14 protein-coding genes are annotated in these 14,877 nt (G+C 70.9%); 4 read left to right on the forward strand and 10 right to left on the reverse strand.

The window, feature by feature from the left end; all coding sequences use genetic code 11:
- Window positions 1-746 (reverse strand): site-2 protease family protein (locus CQZ88_RS08555; protein WP_180986977.1); only part of this gene is annotated, 746 nt, incomplete at its 3' end.
- 2 nt (window positions 747-748) lie between these two features.
- Entirely contained in the window at window positions 749-1,648 is a 900-nt protein-coding gene (locus CQZ88_RS08560) for a universal stress protein (RefSeq protein ID WP_029541725.1), read from the reverse strand.
- A 129-nt stretch (window positions 1,649-1,777) separates the two neighbouring features.
- On the opposite strand from CQZ88_RS08560, the gene CQZ88_RS08565 reads away from it, so the two are divergent.
- Window positions 1,778-2,779, forward strand: coding sequence for an alpha/beta hydrolase family protein (locus CQZ88_RS08565; protein WP_258008512.1), 1,002 nt, complete (start codon window positions 1,778-1,780; stop codon window positions 2,777-2,779).
- A complete protein-coding gene (locus tag CQZ88_RS08570) occupies window positions 2,772-3,650 on the forward strand; it encodes an oxidoreductase (RefSeq protein ID WP_006946928.1) in 879 nt (292 codons plus the stop codon). The genes CQZ88_RS08565 and CQZ88_RS08570 overlap by 8 nt, the downstream gene beginning before the upstream one ends.
- Here the strand turns inward: CQZ88_RS08570 and CQZ88_RS08575 are convergent.
- The 3 genes from CQZ88_RS08575 to CQZ88_RS08585 all read right to left on the reverse strand — a co-directional run bounded on the left by CQZ88_RS08575 (window position 3,625) and on the right by CQZ88_RS08585 (window position 6,816).
- Window positions 3,625-4,371, reverse strand: a complete 747-nt coding sequence (locus tag CQZ88_RS08575; RefSeq protein ID WP_029541727.1) for an aspartate/glutamate racemase family protein — start codon at window positions 4,369-4,371, stop codon at window positions 3,625-3,627. The genes CQZ88_RS08570 and CQZ88_RS08575 overlap by 26 nt on opposite strands.
- Before the next feature lie 5 nt (window positions 4,372-4,376).
- Complete coding sequence (locus CQZ88_RS08580) at window positions 4,377-5,948, reverse strand: NCS1 family nucleobase:cation symporter-1 (RefSeq protein ID WP_102799599.1); 1,572 nt, start codon at window positions 5,946-5,948, stop codon at window positions 4,377-4,379.
- 127 nt (window positions 5,949-6,075) lie between these two features.
- Complete coding sequence (locus CQZ88_RS08585; RefSeq protein WP_029541731.1) at window positions 6,076-6,816, reverse strand: GntR family transcriptional regulator; 741 nt, start codon at window positions 6,814-6,816, stop codon at window positions 6,076-6,078.
- A 167-nt stretch (window positions 6,817-6,983) separates the two neighbouring features.
- Here CQZ88_RS08585 and CQZ88_RS08590 point away from each other — a divergent pair, with 167 nt between their 5' ends.
- The gene (locus tag CQZ88_RS08590; RefSeq protein WP_006946917.1) at window positions 6,984-7,853 is read left to right on the forward strand and encodes an oxidoreductase; all 870 of its coding nucleotides are present in this window, start codon (window positions 6,984-6,986) and stop codon (window positions 7,851-7,853) included.
- 64 nt (window positions 7,854-7,917) lie between these two features.
- Here the strand turns inward: CQZ88_RS08590 and CQZ88_RS08595 are convergent, their stop codons facing one another.
- From CQZ88_RS08595 to gvpJ, 4 genes are all read right to left on the reverse strand, one after another.
- Entirely contained in the window at window positions 7,918-8,988 is a 1,071-nt protein-coding gene (locus CQZ88_RS08595) for a TrkA family potassium uptake protein (protein ID WP_006946916.1), read from the reverse strand.
- Between the two features lie 96 nt (window positions 8,989-9,084).
- A complete protein-coding gene (locus tag CQZ88_RS08600; protein WP_029541736.1) occupies window positions 9,085-9,723 on the reverse strand; it encodes a TrkA family potassium uptake protein in 639 nt (212 codons plus the stop codon).
- A gap of 19 nt (window positions 9,724-9,742) precedes the next feature.
- Window positions 9,743-11,074 carry a TrkH family potassium uptake protein gene (locus CQZ88_RS08605; RefSeq protein ID WP_065923529.1) on the reverse strand — a complete coding sequence of 444 codons (1,332 nt, stop codon included), beginning with the start codon at window positions 11,072-11,074 and terminating at the stop codon, window positions 9,743-9,745.
- Window positions 11,075-11,233: 159 nt separating this feature from the next.
- Window positions 11,234-11,653, reverse strand: a complete 420-nt coding sequence (gene gvpJ / locus CQZ88_RS08610) for a gas vesicle protein GvpJ (protein ID WP_180986978.1) — start codon at window positions 11,651-11,653, stop codon at window positions 11,234-11,236.
- 395 nt (window positions 11,654-12,048) lie between these two features.
- Here gvpJ and CQZ88_RS08615 point away from each other — a divergent pair, with 395 nt between their 5' ends.
- The gene (locus tag CQZ88_RS08615) at window positions 12,049-13,434 is read left to right on the forward strand and encodes a wax ester/triacylglycerol synthase family O-acyltransferase (RefSeq protein WP_043799852.1); all 1,386 of its coding nucleotides are present in this window, start codon (window positions 12,049-12,051) and stop codon (window positions 13,432-13,434) included.
- Here the strand turns inward: CQZ88_RS08615 and CQZ88_RS08620 are convergent.
- On the reverse strand, window positions 13,394-14,877 hold a 1,484-nt coding region (locus CQZ88_RS08620), incomplete at its 5' end, for a helicase-related protein (protein WP_374703815.1). The two genes, CQZ88_RS08615 and CQZ88_RS08620, sit on opposite strands and share 41 nt — an antisense overlap.

Raw genomic sequence — 14,877 nt, forward strand, 5'->3', positions numbered from 1 at the left:
CCGACCCGGGTGTCGCCGAGCTGATGCCGCAGCGACGCGTTCGCGAGCTCGGCGTTGGCCGCGGTCCGCAGGAACCAGCCGAGGAGCATCAGCCACAGGCCGCCCGCGCTGCCGAGGGCGAGCGTCTCGGCGGCGCCGAGCAGGATCAGCGCCAGCCCCACCGCGCGGCCGGAGCGCGCGGCGCCGCTCGCGGCCGCGAGGCGGTCGCCGGTGCGGCGCCACAGCACCGCCCGCACGACCCGTCCGCCGTCCAGCGGCGCACCCGGCAACAGGTTGAACACGGCCAGCACCAGGTTGGTCGCGCCGAGCCAGCCGATCGTCGCGGTCACCAGCTCCGGGACGGGCGGGCCGAGGAACGAGGCCGCCGCCAGCGCGACGACGCCGATCCCGACGCTCGTGAGCGGTCCGGCCAGCGCGATACGCAGATCGGCTTTCGGGTTCGGGGGTTCGTCGCGCAGCTCGGAGACGCCGCCGAGCAGCCACAGCGTGATCCCGTCCACCCCGACTCCGTAGCGGCCCGCCACCACCGAGTGCGCAAGTTCGTGGGCGAGCAGCGACACCAGCAGGCCCACCGCCGCGGCGACGCCCGCGATCCAGAACTGTGCGGGGCTCGGACCGCTGATCCGGGCGGGCAGGATCGCCCCGGCAAGCAGCCACGACAGCAGCCCGAGCGTCGCGAGCAGCGACCAGTGGGCCCGGATCTCTATCCCCGTGACCCGGCCGAGCCGGATCGATCCGCGCAGCATCGTCACACCCCCGGACGGCAGATCATGGTCGGGCACGGCGCGTGGTGCAGCAGCGCCTGACTCGTCGAGCCCAGGAGCAGGCCGCCGAGCAGTCCCCGGCCGTGGCTGCCGACGACGCTCAACTGAGCGTGCGTCGCCAGCCGCAGCAGCAGGTGCCGGGCGCCGATCTGCTCGACGATCTCGGTGACCGGCACGTCCGGGTACCGCTCGCGCTGCCCGGCGATGCACTCGGACAGCAACGCCGTCTCCTCGGCCTCGACGACTGCCCAGTCGATCAGTTCGAGCGCCGAGGTGCGGCCCGCCACCTCCCCGGCACCCCACGCGTGCGCGGCGAGGACGCCGACCCCGAGCGCCGCGGCCATGTCGAACGCGGCGGTGACCACCGGGCCGGCGTCCTCGCTGCCGTCGATGCCGACCAGCACCGGCCGGCGGTCCGTGCCCGGTTCGGGGACCGGATCGCCCCGCCAGAGCACGACCGGGCAGGTGGACCGGTTGGCGACCCGCAGCGCGGTGGAGCCGGTGAGCAGCGAACCGAGCGCACCCGTGCCGGTGGCTCCGAGCACGAGCATCCGGCTGCGGTCGCCGTGTTCGAGCAGCGCCAGGTCGGGTGGGCCGTCATGGACGGTTGTGACCACCTCGAGATCCGGGTGCCGCCGGTGCAGCGCCGCCGCGGTGTCGTCGAGCAGTTCACGGCCGATTTCGGCGAGGCGCTGGGTGTATTCGGTCCGCGCGCGCAGCGCGGCGTCACTGAAATAATTCCGGGGGCCCGGCAGCGAATGGACGAGCTGCAGGTTCGTGCCGAGCCGCGCGGCGACGGCTGCGGACCAGGTCGCAGCCTGTTTCGCGGCGTCGGAGCCGTCGATTCCGACGGTGACCGGCCGCCTGCCGAGGTCGCTGCTCATTGCGCCTGCCTTTCGGTTCGGCTTTGCTCGATAACGATTATGTGCAAGCCTCGTACAGGCCGACGTGGACCTCTACCGTGTTGTTGCGTAACTGTCGGGGCCACAGTTGTTGTTGCTACAGATGTGCTGATGGAGCCTGGTGTGACTCATACTTCCAGAACCAAGGCCGGACGCCGGGGGGTTCGGGCGCTCGTCCGATTCCTGATCGCGGCGCTCGTGCTGCCGCTCGCGGTGGCCTTCGCCGGCGCGGGCACCGCCTCGGCGGACCCCTACTCCCGCCTGCGGGAACACTGGGTGCCGGCGCCGGGCGGGGTCGGCCAGATCAAGGTCCGCATCTGGCTGGCGAACAACGGCAGCAACAAGGCCATGTACCTGCTCGACGGCCTGCGCGCCACCAACGACGTGAGCGGCTGGGAGCACGAGACGAACGCCGCGTGGCTGTCGGATCACGGCGTCAACGTGGTGATGCCGGTCGGCGGCCAGTCCAGCTTCTACACGGACTGGTACGCGCCGAGCAACCTCAACGGCCAGCGCTACACCTACAAGTGGGAGTCCTTCCTCACCCAGAACCTGCCGGACTTCCTGGCCGGTACGTACGGCATCGACCGTTCCAGCAACGCGATCGTGGGCCTGTCGATGGGAGGCAACGCGGCGCTGATCCTCGCGGCCTACCACCGCGACCAGTTCCGCTTCGCCGGTTCCATGTCCGGTTACCTGAACCTGTCCGCGCCCGGTATGCGGGAGGCGATCCGCCTCGCGATGATCGACTCCGGCGGCTACAACGCCGACTCGATGTGGGGCCCGCCGTGGAACTCGGCGTGGCTGCGCAACGACCCGTTCGTCGCCGCGCCCAGCATGCGGGGGCTGCCGATGTGGATCTCCGCGGGCAGCGGCCTGCCCGGCCAGCACGACCGGCCGAACTCCGCGATCGGGGTGTTCAACACGGGTAACGCGATGGGACTCGAGGCGCTCGCCCTGGCGCAGAACCGCGCGTTCCAGGTGCGGTTGGCGACCCTGGGCATCAACTCCGCCCACTTCGACTTCCCGGCCGCCGGCACCCACACGTGGGGTTACTGGCAGGACCAGCTGTGGGCGATGCTGCCCATGATGAAGTTCTCCATCGGTGCCTGAACGGTTCTCCCCGCCGGCACCCGGCACCCTGCGGGGCCGCACCTTCGTGGTGACCGGCGCGAACAGCGGCCTCGGTGCGGCCACCGCCCGGGCGCTCGGTGCCGCCGGTGCCGACGTGGTGCTCGCGTGCCGGAACGTGGCCAGGGGCGAGGCGGTCGCGCGGGATATCGGCCCGCACGCGCAGGTGCGCCGGCTCGATCTCGCCGACCTGGCGTCGGTGCGGGAGTTCGCGTCGGGCATCGAGACCGTCGACGTGCTCGTCAACAACGCCGGCGTGATGGGTGTGCCGCTGAGCCGCACGGTGGACGGCTTCGAGATGCAGATGGGCACCAACCACCTCGGGCACTTCGCGCTGACCGGGCTGCTGCTCGATCGGCTCACCGACCGCGTGGTCACCGTCTCGAGCATGAGTCACCGGTTCGGGCGCATCCATCTCGACGACCTGAACTGGGAGCGCCGCCGGCACTACAGCCGCTCGCTGGCCTACGCGGAATCCAAGCTGGCGAACCTGATGTTCAGCCTCGAGCTCGGGCGCCGGCTGGCGGCCGCCGGATCGCCGCTGCGGGCGGTGGCCGCGCATCCGGGCTACGCGGCCACCGACGTCGGCACGCACACCGGAACGTGGTTCGACCAGTTGTTCCGCCTCGGGAAGAGAGTGCTCGAGCGCACCCCGGCCCAGGGCGCCGAATCCGTGGTGGTGGCCGCCGCCGATCCCGAGGTGACCGGCGGCTACATCGGGCCGGACCGCTTCTTCGAGCTGTACGGCCCGCCGACCGTGGCCGCCTACAGCCGCCGCGCCGGAGATCCGGACACCGCCCGGCAACTGTGGGAGCTGTCGGAGAAGCTCACGGGCGTGCGGTTCGAGCTCTAGCGAACGGCGCCAGCAGGCCCGCGTACGGCTTCGCCGGCGGGACGGCGAACTCGCCCCGTTTGCCGGTGCGCAGACCCAGCGTGACCAGGGACTGGACGAACAACGTCGCCGCGGCCACCCCGTCCACGACCGGGGCGCCGAGCTCCTCGGAGATGTGTGCGCACAGGTCGGCCATGCCGGCACACCCGAGCACGACGGCGTCGGAGCCGTCCGAGTCGAGCGCCTCGAAACAGGCCTCCGTGACGATCTTGCGGGCGTCGGGATCGGTCTCGAGGTCCAGCACCGGCAGCTCGCACGCGTGCACGCCGAGGCAGGACCGGCGCAGGCCGTACCGTTCGGCCAGATCCCACGTCCGGCCGGTGGTCCGGCCCAGCGTCGTGACGACGGAGAAGCCACGACCCAGGAGCGCGGCCGCGTGCATGGCGGCCTCCGCGATGCCGACGACGGGCCCGGCGGCGATCTCCCGCGCTGCGTCGAGCCCCGGGTCGCCGAAACAGGCGATGACGTATCCGTCGACGCCGGCCTCCTCGCCCGCGGCGATCTCGGCGAGCACACCCGGTACGGCGAGCGCCTCGTCGTAGTGGCTCTCGATCGAGGCGGGACCCATCGTGGGGCTGACCGCCTCGACATCGGTGCCCGGGCCGGCGACGGTCCGGGCACACGCCTCGATGGTGGCGGTCATCGACCGGGTGGTGTTCGGGTTGACGACCTTGATGCGCATTCCGATCAGCCCACGCTCACCGGTTCGGCGGAACCGTCGCCGACGCGGACCGCGAGGGCGGTGCGGGTGGCGAGGACGTAGTAGACGGCCAGGCCGAGGCCGCACCCGATGAACCAGCTGTACTGCGCGGCGGTGTGCATGCCGGGCGCGGACTTGACCAGCACCGGGATCACCGCGACGGCGGCGCCGACGACGGTGGCGATCACCGCGGCGGGGTTGTAGCCCTTGCGGTACCAGTACGCGCCGCGCTCGGACATGGTGAACAGATCGTCGACGATCACCTTCTGCCTCCGCACCAGGTAGTAGTCCGCGATCAGGATGCCGAACAGCGGACCGATGAACGCGCCGAGCGTCTCGAGGGTGTAGTGGATGACATCGGGGTTGTTGTACAGGTTCCACGGGGTGATCAGCACCGAGCCGACGGCGGCGATCATTCCGCCGGCGCGCCAGCTGATCCGCTGGGGGCTGACGTTGGAGAAGTCGAAGGCGGGGGAGATGAAGTTGGCGACGATGTTGATGCCGATGGTGGCGACGGTGAACGTCAGGGCACCGAGCACGATCGCGAAGGTCGAGTCGATGCGGGCGACCGTTTCGACGGGATCGGTGATCAGCTCGCCGTACACGGGCAGGGTCAGCGACGCGGTGATCACCACGAGCAGCGAGAACACCAGGAAGTTGACCGGCAGGCCGAGGAGGTTGCCCTTCTTCACCGCGGCGAAGGACTTTCCGTAGCGGGAGAAATCGCCGAAGTTCAGCATCGGTCCGGAGAAGTAGGACACCACCAGCGCAATCGCGCCCAGCATCACCGGAATCGCATCCAGGCCCGTGTAGGTCACCGAGCCGAGATTCAGATCGATTGCGCTCCAACCGGCCTGGGAGATCAGGTAGCCGCACAGCAGGAACATCACGACATAGACTGCGGGACCGCAGAAGTCGATGAACCTACGGATCGACTCCATGCCGCGCCAGAATACGCAGGCCTGCACGATCCACAGGGTCAGGAAGCTGCCCCAGCCCAGGGCGGAGAGTCCGGCGAAGCCGTAGTCCTCCACCACCGCGTACGGGGCCAGCGACGGGAACAGCTTGATCAGCACCATATCGAGCGCCGCCGAGGCGAGGAACGTCTGGATTCCGTACCAGGCCACCGCGATCAGGCCGCGGATGATCGCGGGTATGTTCGCGCCGAGCACCCCGAAGACGCTGCGGCAGATCACCGGATAGGGCACGCCGGTCACCTGACTGGGCTTGGCGACGAGGTTGCAGAAGAAGTAGACGATCGTGATGCCGGCGAGCAGGGCCACCAGCACCTGCCAGCTGGCCAGGCCGAGGGCGAAGAGGCTGCCGGCGGTGACGTAGCCCCCGACGCTGTGCACGTCGGACATCCAGAACGCGAAGATGTTGTACGAGCCCCAGCTCTGCTTCTTCAGCGGGGCGAGGTCCTCGTTGGTGAGCCGCGGGTCGTAGTCCGGCTCGACCAGCCCGCCGCCGACGGGGTGGCCCGCCGCTTCGACGAGGTCGTCGGCGCCGAGCACGGCGCCGCGCGGCAGATCACGGCGGGGAGAGATCAATTCGGTCATGGGTACTCCTGGACGTCGACGACCGGCGGGGCGCCGATCGGTTCGGCACGGCGCAGGTCCGCGAGGAAGGCAGTGGACCCGGAATCTCAGCGACGGTGGTGAATTCCGATGAGGAGAACGGTAACGATCAGGTGTTGCCGGTGGGTTTCCCGATCGGTATATCTTCCGGGGTCAGCAACCCGGCGTCGGCGGGCAGCGTCGCGATCACGGAATCGAGCCGATGGTTGTGGGCGTCGGCGGCGGCGAGGAGCCCCGCCGTGTCCCGGGCCAGGAACGCGGTCAGCATCCGCTCGTGCTCGGCATGCAGAACCGTCCGCTGCACCGCGGACACGTGCACCATCGGTTGCACGGGTTCGGTGATGTTCCAAGCCGATTCGAGCATGTGCAGCAGCCGGTGCATGCGCGACGGGCCGGCCAGCGCCAGGTGGAACTCGCGGCTCTCGCGGTGGTAGGTGTGCGGATCGTCGTCGGCGACGGCGCGTTCGAGGCGTGCGTGGACCCATGCGGCGTGGGCGTGATCGGCTTCGGTGGCCAGCGCCACCGCCGCCGTCAGTGCTGCCGTCTCGAGGGTTTCCCGCACGAGATACATCTCGCGGAGTTCGGCGGCGGTCAGCCGGGCGACGGTGTATCCGTGGTTCCGCCGGTGGTCGACGAGTCCCTCGCCGATGAGGGTTTTCAGCGATTCTCGGATCGGGATGCGGCTGACGCCGAACAGTTCCGCCACCTCGGGTACCGGGATGGGGGTTCCCGGCGGGACGGCGCCGGAGAGGATGACGCGGCGCAGTTCGTCGAGGATGGCCTGCTGGGGACGGCCGGGGGTCCCGGATTCGAGCCGGTCGAGCAGTATCGACCTGCGACGTGGCGGCACGGGACCCCTCCTACTGCTCCCTTCGGAATTCCGGCGCGACGGGCGACGGAAGCGAGGCGACCCTATCGCCGGCCTGTTTCGGGAACGTGTCGGCGACGTGTCGGCGCCGGGCGGGTGGCCGAGCGGGTTCCTTTCCCGGATGTCCCGTTCCCCGTAGGGTGGCCGACATGACGGCTTGGACCACACGCGACATCCCGAAGCAGGACGGCCGCACCTTCGTGGTGACGGGCGCCAACAGCGGCCTGGGCGAGGTGGCGGCCCGCGCACTCGGGGCCGCGGGGGCGCGGGTGGTGCTGGCGTGCCGGAACGTGGCCAAGGGCGAGGCCGTGGCCCGGGAGATCGGGCCCAACGCGCGGGTGCGGCGCCTCGATCTGGCCGACCTGGCATCGGTGCGTGAATTCGCCGGGGGCGTCGACGAGGTCGACGTGCTGGTCAACAACGCCGGCGTGATGGCAGTACCGCTGCGCCGCACCGTCGACGGATTCGAGATGCAGATCGGAACCAATCACCTCGGCCACTTCGCCCTCACCGCCCTGCTGGGCGAGCGCGTCACCGACCGCGTGGTGACGATGTCGAGCGGCATGCACCGGATCGGTCGCATCGATCTCGACGACCTGAACTGGGAGCACCGTCGCTACGACCGGTGGCTGGCGTACGGGCAGTCGAAGCTGGCCAACCTGCTGTTCACCCACGAGCTGCAGCGCCGGCTCACCGAGCAGCAGTCCCCGGTCGTGGCGGTGGCCGCGCACCCGGGATACTCCTCGACGAACCTGCAGTCACACACCGAGTCGATCCAGGACGTGTTCCTGGGCGTGGCGAACCGGCTGGTGGGGCAGTCCCCGCAGACCGGAGCGCTGCCGCTGCTGTACGCGGCCACCGCGCCCGGCGTCGAGCCCGGCGGGTACTACGGTCCCGGTGGCCTGTTCGAGCTGCGGGGCGCCCCCGAGCGTGTCGAATCCAATTCGCGCTCGCACGACGAGGCTGTCGCCCGCGGACTCTGGGAGCTGTCGGCGCGGCTGTGCGCCCCGGCCGGATAGCGGAACCCGGGACGGCAACCGCACGGTCGGTCCGAGACGCCCCGGCCGGTCCGGGACGTTCCGATCAGTCCGAGACGCGCCGGAGGTAGAGCAGCCGGTCGCCGGCCTCCACCGCCTCGACCTCCGGGGACCCGACACGCAGCAGGCGGCCGTTGCGTTCGACGCCCAGGACGATGTCGGGGAGGTGCCGCGGTGAGCCGCCGACCTCGCCGGGTTCGACCTCGCGTTCGGCGATCGCGAAGCCTTCCTCCGGGGTGAGCAGGTCCTCGATCATTTCCACGACGTTCGGGGTGATGGTGGCGGCTCCGAGCAACCGGCCCGCCGTCTCGGAGGAGATCACCACCGTGTCGGCGCCCGACTGGCGGAGCAGATGGGTGTTCTCCGATTCGCGGATGGCCACGACGATCTTGGCGGCGGGGGCGAGTTCACGGGCGGTGAGGGTGACGAGCACCGCGGTGTCGTCGCGGTTGGCGGCGACGACGATCGAGTCGCAGTGCGGCACCCCGGCCAGGCGCAGCACGTCGGACTTGGTCGCCGAGCCCTGGACGGTGACCAAGCCCTGGCCGCTGGCGGCGTCGAGCACCACGGGGTCGGTGTCGACGACGACGATGTCCGAGGGCGCGGCGCCGTCGCCGAGCATCGCCTCGACCGCGGTGCGGCCCTTGGTGCCGTAGCCGGCGACGACGGTGTGGTTGCGCACGCGGTGTCGCCAGCGTTGGATGCGGAAGGTTTGGCGGGAGCTCTCGGTCAGGGCGGAGAGGGTGGTGCCGACCAGGATGATGAGGAAGAAGATCCGCAGCGGGGTGATGACCAGGACGTTGACGAGGCGGGCCTGCGGTGTGATGGGGGTGATGTCGCCGTAGCCGGTGGTCGAGAGCGACACCGTCGCGTAGTAGAGGCAGTCCAGCAACGACAGTTCGTTGTCCTGGGCGTCGGAGTAGCCGTCGCGGTCGAGGTAGACGACGAGCACCACCAGGGCCAGGGCGATCAGGGCGTATCCGATCCGGCGCACGATCGCCCGGCCCGGGCTGGTCTGTAGCTGCGGCACCCGCAGGATGCCCACCAGCGCGAAGTCGGGTCGCTCGGTCAGGGCGTCGGAACGGCTGAACCGGGTCCTCAGCGTGCTACCGGGCACGACCGGTGCCGTTCGGTGCCGCGGCCGGGTGGGGGTCCGGTCGCTCCTGGTGCGCTGTCGGTGACATCGTCTGCAGCCTACGTCGTTCCGGTGCTGTCAGGTGAGTTCGCTGAATCGTTCGGTGTTCCGGACCCGCCCGGAGACGATGATGGTGTCCCCGGGGGCGAGGACGGTGTCGGCGGTGGCGTAGGTGAAGTCCTCGCCGGGACGTTTGATCGCCACGACGGTCACGCCGAAGTCGGAGCGGACGGCGGTGTCGCCGAGGCGCCGGCCGATCGCGAACGCCGGCGGGGTCGTCTTGACCATCGCGAAGCCGTCGTCGAACTCGATGTAGTCGATCATCCGGCCGCGCACCAGGTGGGCGACCCGCTTGCCCATGTCGTGCTCCGGCCGGACGACGTGGTGCACCCCGATCTGGGTGAGGATCTTCGCGTGCGCGTTGCTGATCGCCTTGGCCCAGATGTTGTGCACGCCCAGGTTGATCAGGGCGGAGGCGGTGAGCAGGCTGGCCTCGAGATCGGAACCGATTCCCACGACGGCGCGGCCGTACTCGTGCACCGACAGTTGCCGCAGCGATTCCTCGTCGGTGGTGTCGGCGACCACGGCGTGGGTCAGGCGGTGGGCGACCTTCTGCACCACGGCGTCGCTGGAGTCGATGCCGAGGACCTCGGTGCCCTGGCTCATCAGCTCGAGCGCGAGCGACTTGCCGAACCGCCCGAGCCCGAGCACGACCACCACGTCGGCGGCGGATTTCCTAGCCAATGAAGGGCCTTTCTTCCGGGAGTTCGTAGCGCCGGCCGCGATCGCGGGCGGCGAGAGCGCTCACGAGGGTGATCGATCCGATGCGGCCCAGATACATCAGGAGCACCAGGATCAGCTGCCCCCAGACGGGCAGCTGGGCCGTGATCCCGGTGGACAGGCCGACGGTGGCGAACGCGGAGGTGACCTCGAACAACAGGACGTTGAGGTCGAACGAGGTCCCCGCCAACAGGGCGATGGTCGGCACCATCACCAGGGCGACACCGATCAGGGCCACCGACAACGCCTGACGCTGGACCCGGGTGTCGATGCGCCGGTCGAAGACGCTCACCGAGCGCTCGCCGCGGGCCTCGGCGAGGATGACGAACAGCAGAAGGACGAAGGTGGTGACCTTGATTCCGCCGGCGGTGCCGCCGCTGCCGCCGCCGATGAACATGAGCACGTCCGTCACCAGGAGGGTGGCCGGGTCCATCTGGGCGTAGTCGACGCTGTTGAAGCCGGCGGTGCGGGGCATCACGCCCTGGAACGCGGCGACGAGCAGCTTCTGGCCGAAGTGGTAGTGCTGCAGGGTGCGGGTCCACTCGAGCACCAGCACCAGCACCGGTCCCACCACCAACAGCACCGCGGTGACGGTCACGGTCAGGCGGGTGTGCAGGCTCCAGCGGTGGCTGCGGCCGCGCAGGTGCCGGGTCACTTCGAACAGGACCGGGAACCCGATGCCGCCCAGGATCACCGCGAGCATCAGCGGCACGCAGATCCACGGATCGTCGGCGAAGCCGATGATGTTGTCGCTGTAGAGCGCGAAGCCGGCGTTGTTGAACGCCGAGACGGAATGGAACACTCCCAGCCACACCGCACGCAGGGGCGGCTCCTCGTAGCCGAGCGCAAACCGCAGGGCGAGCGCCACCGCGGTGACCGACTCGATGAACACGCTCATCCGCACGACGCCGACGACGACCGAGCGGACGTCGCCGAGCCCCGACGCACGCACCTCGGCCGCGGTATTCAATCGGGCCTTGAGGCCGATCCGGTTCGCGAGCAGCAGGCCGACGAGCGAGGCCATGGTCATGATCCCGAACCCGCCGGCCTGGATCAGGGCCAGGATGATGCCCTGGCCGAAGCCGGACCAGTGCGTGGGCGTGTCGACGACGACCAGGCCCGTCAGGCACATCGCCGAGGTCGCGGTGAACAGGGCGTCGACGAGGGAGGTCGCGGTACCGGGCAGGCTCGCCGCGGGCGTGAGGAGCAGGAGCGTGCCGACGGCGATCGCGGCGGCGAAGCTCAGCGCCACGACCCGGACAGGAGTGAGCGTCGCCCGCGCCGCCATGCGCCGCAGCAGGGACGGCGCGAACGCACCGGTGCGTGTCCTCACCCGGAGGAGACTAGACCCGCTCCGGGCCGCCGGGGAACCGGACGGCGGTGGCCGGAGTTCGGACCCATGCCGTGACGGCGGCGGGTGCGGGCCGCCGATCGGCGGAGGTGAACGTCACCGGTCTCTGCTGCGGGATCGGCGTGGCGCCGGCTCCCGTTCGTCCTCGTTGCCGGCGAGCAGGCCACGGACCCGTTCGCCGGCGGAGTCCAGTGCGCCCTTCGTCTTGTGCTCGGCGGCCTTCTCGACGACGTTCCCGGCCACGCCGCCGACGACGTCCGTCAGGCCCTTCGGCTCGGTCGTGGAGATCTCGAGCCTGTTGACTGCCTCGGCGAAACGCAGGTAGGTGTCGACGCTCGCCACCACGACCCGTGCGTCGATCGTGATGATCTCGATGCCCACGAGCGAGACGCGGACGAATGCGTCGATGACGAGTCCCTTGTCGAGGATGGTGTCGATGACGTCGGCGAGGCCGGACGAGTTCGGCCGTGCCATCGTGCCGCTGCCCCCACCTCCGCCTGCGGATTGGATGGTCATGGTCCGCGCTCCTGTCGCTCCAACGGTCCGCGAGCCGCCGCGCCGCGCGGGAGACCTCTCGTGGGGCGGTGCCCGTGTAAGGGCTATAGCCACGCGCTCCCGAGTCGAAACACGCCCGCGCGGAGAAATACGGGCGGGACCAGCTCCAAAGACATACCGTGCGACCGGTTTGTTGCTATCGTCGCTTCGGGCCGCGATCCCGGCAGGGAGGTCACTCCGCCTGGCATGCGAGCGGGGAGTCCCGGCCCCCTACGTCTCCGCGTCGTCCGGGACTGGACGAGGGGTAGTCCCCGCGGCGCGGAGACGTCACACCATTTCCGCGCGTCGCGGGCACGTCCCTGCGGAGATGGCCGGGTTACCGCACGCGCGGGCTGTTTCGGCGCCACGATGGGGGAATGCAGGTGATGAGCCTTCCCGAGGCGCTGTTCGTGCTGCTCGAAACCTCGTCGCGTCCACTGCACCTCGGGGCTCTCGCGTTGTTCGAGCCCCCGCCGGATGCCGGGGACGACCATGCCCGTCGCATGTACGAGACCCTGCTCGCCCACGACGAGGTGGCGGATGCGCTGCGCCGGCGTCCGGTGCGGACGCTGCGCGGGGCCGGCTACCCGTGGTGGTCGCGTCCCGAGGACGTCGACCTGCGGTTTCACGTACGTCACACCGCCGTGCCCGGATCCGGTTCGATGGCCGACCTGCTGGCCCTCGTCTCCCGGATCCACGGCTCCCCGCTCGACCCGCTCCACCCGATGTGGGAGGTGTACGTCATCGAGGGACTCGAGGACGGGCGCACCGCGATGTACGCGAAGATCCACCTGTCCCTCGCCGACGGCCCGGCCGGCCTGCGCCTGCTGCACCGGAGCATGTCCACCGACCCCGGCGCCCGCGACTGCCCCGCGCCGTGGAGCCCGGAGGTGGTGGCCCCCCGGGCTCGGCTGTCGCCCCTTCCCACCTCGTGGCTGCGCGCCGGGCTCCGGGTCGGCGCGGAGGTGTTCGCGATGACCCCGGAGATCGGCAGGCTGGTCACGGAGGGCGTGCGCCGGCACCAGGTGGCGCTGCCGTGGCAGACGCCGCCCACGATGTTCAACGTCGCAGTGGGGCGGGGCCGGACCCTCGCGGCGCGCTCCTGGCCGATCGAGCGGCTCCACTCGGTTGCGACGTCGGCGGACACCACGATCGACGCGGTCGTGCTGACGATGTGCGCCGGCGGCCTGCGCGCGTATCTGTCCGAGCGGTACGCGCTCCCGGAGGCACCGCTGACCGCGATGCTCCCGGTGCCGATGAACCTCGGTGGCGCCGCGGTCGGTCCCGGCGGCCGCGAACCCGGCGTCGGAGCGATGGTGATCGGCCTGGCCACCGACGAACCCGATCCCGCGGTGCGGCTCGCCCGGATCGCCGACTCGCTCGTCCACACCGACCGGGTGGTCACCGCGCTGAGCGGAACCCAGTTCCTGATGCTCAGCGCGTTGTCGCTGAGCCCGCTCGCGCTCGAGCCGGTGCGGCGGTTCGTCGACGAGATCCCGCCGCCGTTCAACGTGCTGATCTCCTACCTGCCGGGACCTTCCCGCACCCGGTACTGGAACGGTGCGCGGCTGACCGGCATCTACCCCGTGCCGGCCGTGCTGAACGGGCAGGCACTGAGCATCACCCTCACCGGGAACGACGGCCGGCTCGATCTCGGGGTGGTCGGCGACCGCCACGCGGTGCCCGCCCTCGACCGGCTGGTCGAGCTCCTCGAGGGCGCGCTCACCGAACTGGAGAGCGCTGTGGGTACCCGGCCGCGGTGAAGCCGGCCGGCTCCACCGGGCACTCGCCCCTGCCGATCTGCCCGAGCAGGTCGAGGGTGCGCAGGTAGCGCCGGACGAGATCGCCCGCCGACAGATCCGACTCCGCCGCCTCGCGCAGGGCCGCGGACACGCCGTCGCCACGGGCCCACCGGTGGATCGCGCGCATCGCCACCGGATCCGGTTCGGGGCCCGCGGGCAGGCCGTGCCGGCGCTCCGCGTCGGACAGTTCCCGCCACAGCCGGACCGTCGCGCGGTACGCGGCGTCGACACCGGCCGTGGGGGCTCCGCCGCCGGGCGCCGGCCGTCGCGATTCGCCGAGCACACTCGACACGACGGCGGCCAGCTCGGCCGGATCGAGGCCCGCCCACACGCCGGTTCTCAGGCACTCGGCAACGAGAAGGTCGCTGCCGCAATAAATCCGGCCCAGCATCCGGCCGTGGTCGGTGGCCACCGCCTCGCCGGTGTACGGGTCGGACAGGATGTACCCGCGTTCGTCGAGCAGCCCGAGGACACGGTCGAACGTCTCCACGAGCCGGCCGGTGGCGGCGGCGACCTGCCCGCGCAGCACCTCGGTGTCGGCGGCCAGCGCGCGACGGCGCTCGGCGACGGTGATCAGGCGTTCCCGATCGGCGTGCCGGTGCCCGGGGTGCGAACGCACGGCCCGCGCGAGAGCGGTCACCGCGTCGGCGGTGCCGCTGGTGCGCGCCGCGGCCAGCCGCTCGCGCAACTGCTGGTACTCGGCGAAACCCTCGGCGTCCCCGAGTTCGTCGTCGAGCCGGTGGAGCGTCGCCGCGTTCGTCGTCGCCGCGGTGGCCAGCGCGGCCACCGAATGCTCCGCCTGGAACTGGGCGAAGGACCGGCCGAGCAGGTCCCGGGCTCCGGCGACGCCGAGCCGGTCGACGAGGTTGACAGCGGTGTTGTAGCCCACCCGCAGGGAGCTGTTCAGCGGGTAGGTGCGGGTGGAGGCGAGCCCCGCGACGGTGGCCGGCTGCACCTCCGGGCTCCACAGCACGACCGCGTGGCCCTCCCGATCGATGCCGCGACGGCCGGCCCGTCCCGTCAACTGGGTGTACTCGCCGGCGGTGAGGCGGACCGGCCCGGCGGTGGTGTGCTTGACGAGGCGTTCGAGCACGACTGTCCGTGCGGGCATGTTGACGCCCACGGCGAGGGTCTCCGTGGCGAAGACGATCCGGACGAGGCCGAGGCCGAACAGCTCCTCCACGGCGTGCCGGAATACCGGCACCATGCCCGCGTGATGGGCGGCGAAGCCGCGTTCGAGTCCGTCGAGCCAGTCGGCGAATCCGAGCGCGTCGAGGTCGGCGGGGGAGAGGCCGGCGGTGTGCCGGTCGACGATGCGGCGGATGCGGGTGACGTCGGCGGCCTCGGTGAGCCGCAGCGACGAGCGCAGGCATTCGGCGACGGCCTCGTCGCAGCCGCTGCGGC

It is taken from the genome of Rhodococcus sp. ENV425, assembly GCF_002887785.1.
Taxonomy (GTDB): Bacteria; Actinomycetota; Actinomycetes; order Mycobacteriales; family Mycobacteriaceae; genus Rhodococcus; species Rhodococcus aetherivorans.

Coding starts and splice junctions, on each gene's coding strand:
- CQZ88_RS08560 (WP_029541725.1), bottom strand. CDS start 1,648: ATGAGCAGCGACCTCGGCAGGCGGCCGGTCACCGTCGGAATCGACGGC.
- CQZ88_RS08565 (WP_258008512.1), top strand. CDS start 1,778: ATGGAGCCTGGTGTGACTCATACTTCCAGAACCAAGGCCGGACGCCGG.
- CQZ88_RS08575 (WP_029541727.1), bottom strand. CDS start 4,371: ATGCGCATCAAGGTCGTCAACCCGAACACCACCCGGTCGATGACCGCC.
- CQZ88_RS08580 (WP_102799599.1), bottom strand. CDS start 5,948: ATGACCGAATTGATCTCTCCCCGCCGTGATCTGCCGCGCGGCGCCGTG.
- CQZ88_RS08590 (WP_006946917.1), top strand. CDS start 6,984: ATGACGGCTTGGACCACACGCGACATCCCGAAGCAGGACGGCCGCACC.
- CQZ88_RS08605 (WP_065923529.1), bottom strand. CDS start 11,074: ATGGCGGCGCGGGCGACGCTCACTCCTGTCCGGGTCGTGGCGCTGAGC.
- gvpJ (WP_180986978.1), bottom strand. CDS start 11,653: ATGACCATCCAATCCGCAGGCGGAGGTGGGGGCAGCGGCACGATGGCA.
- CQZ88_RS08615 (WP_043799852.1), top strand. CDS start 12,049: ATGCAGGTGATGAGCCTTCCCGAGGCGCTGTTCGTGCTGCTCGAAACC.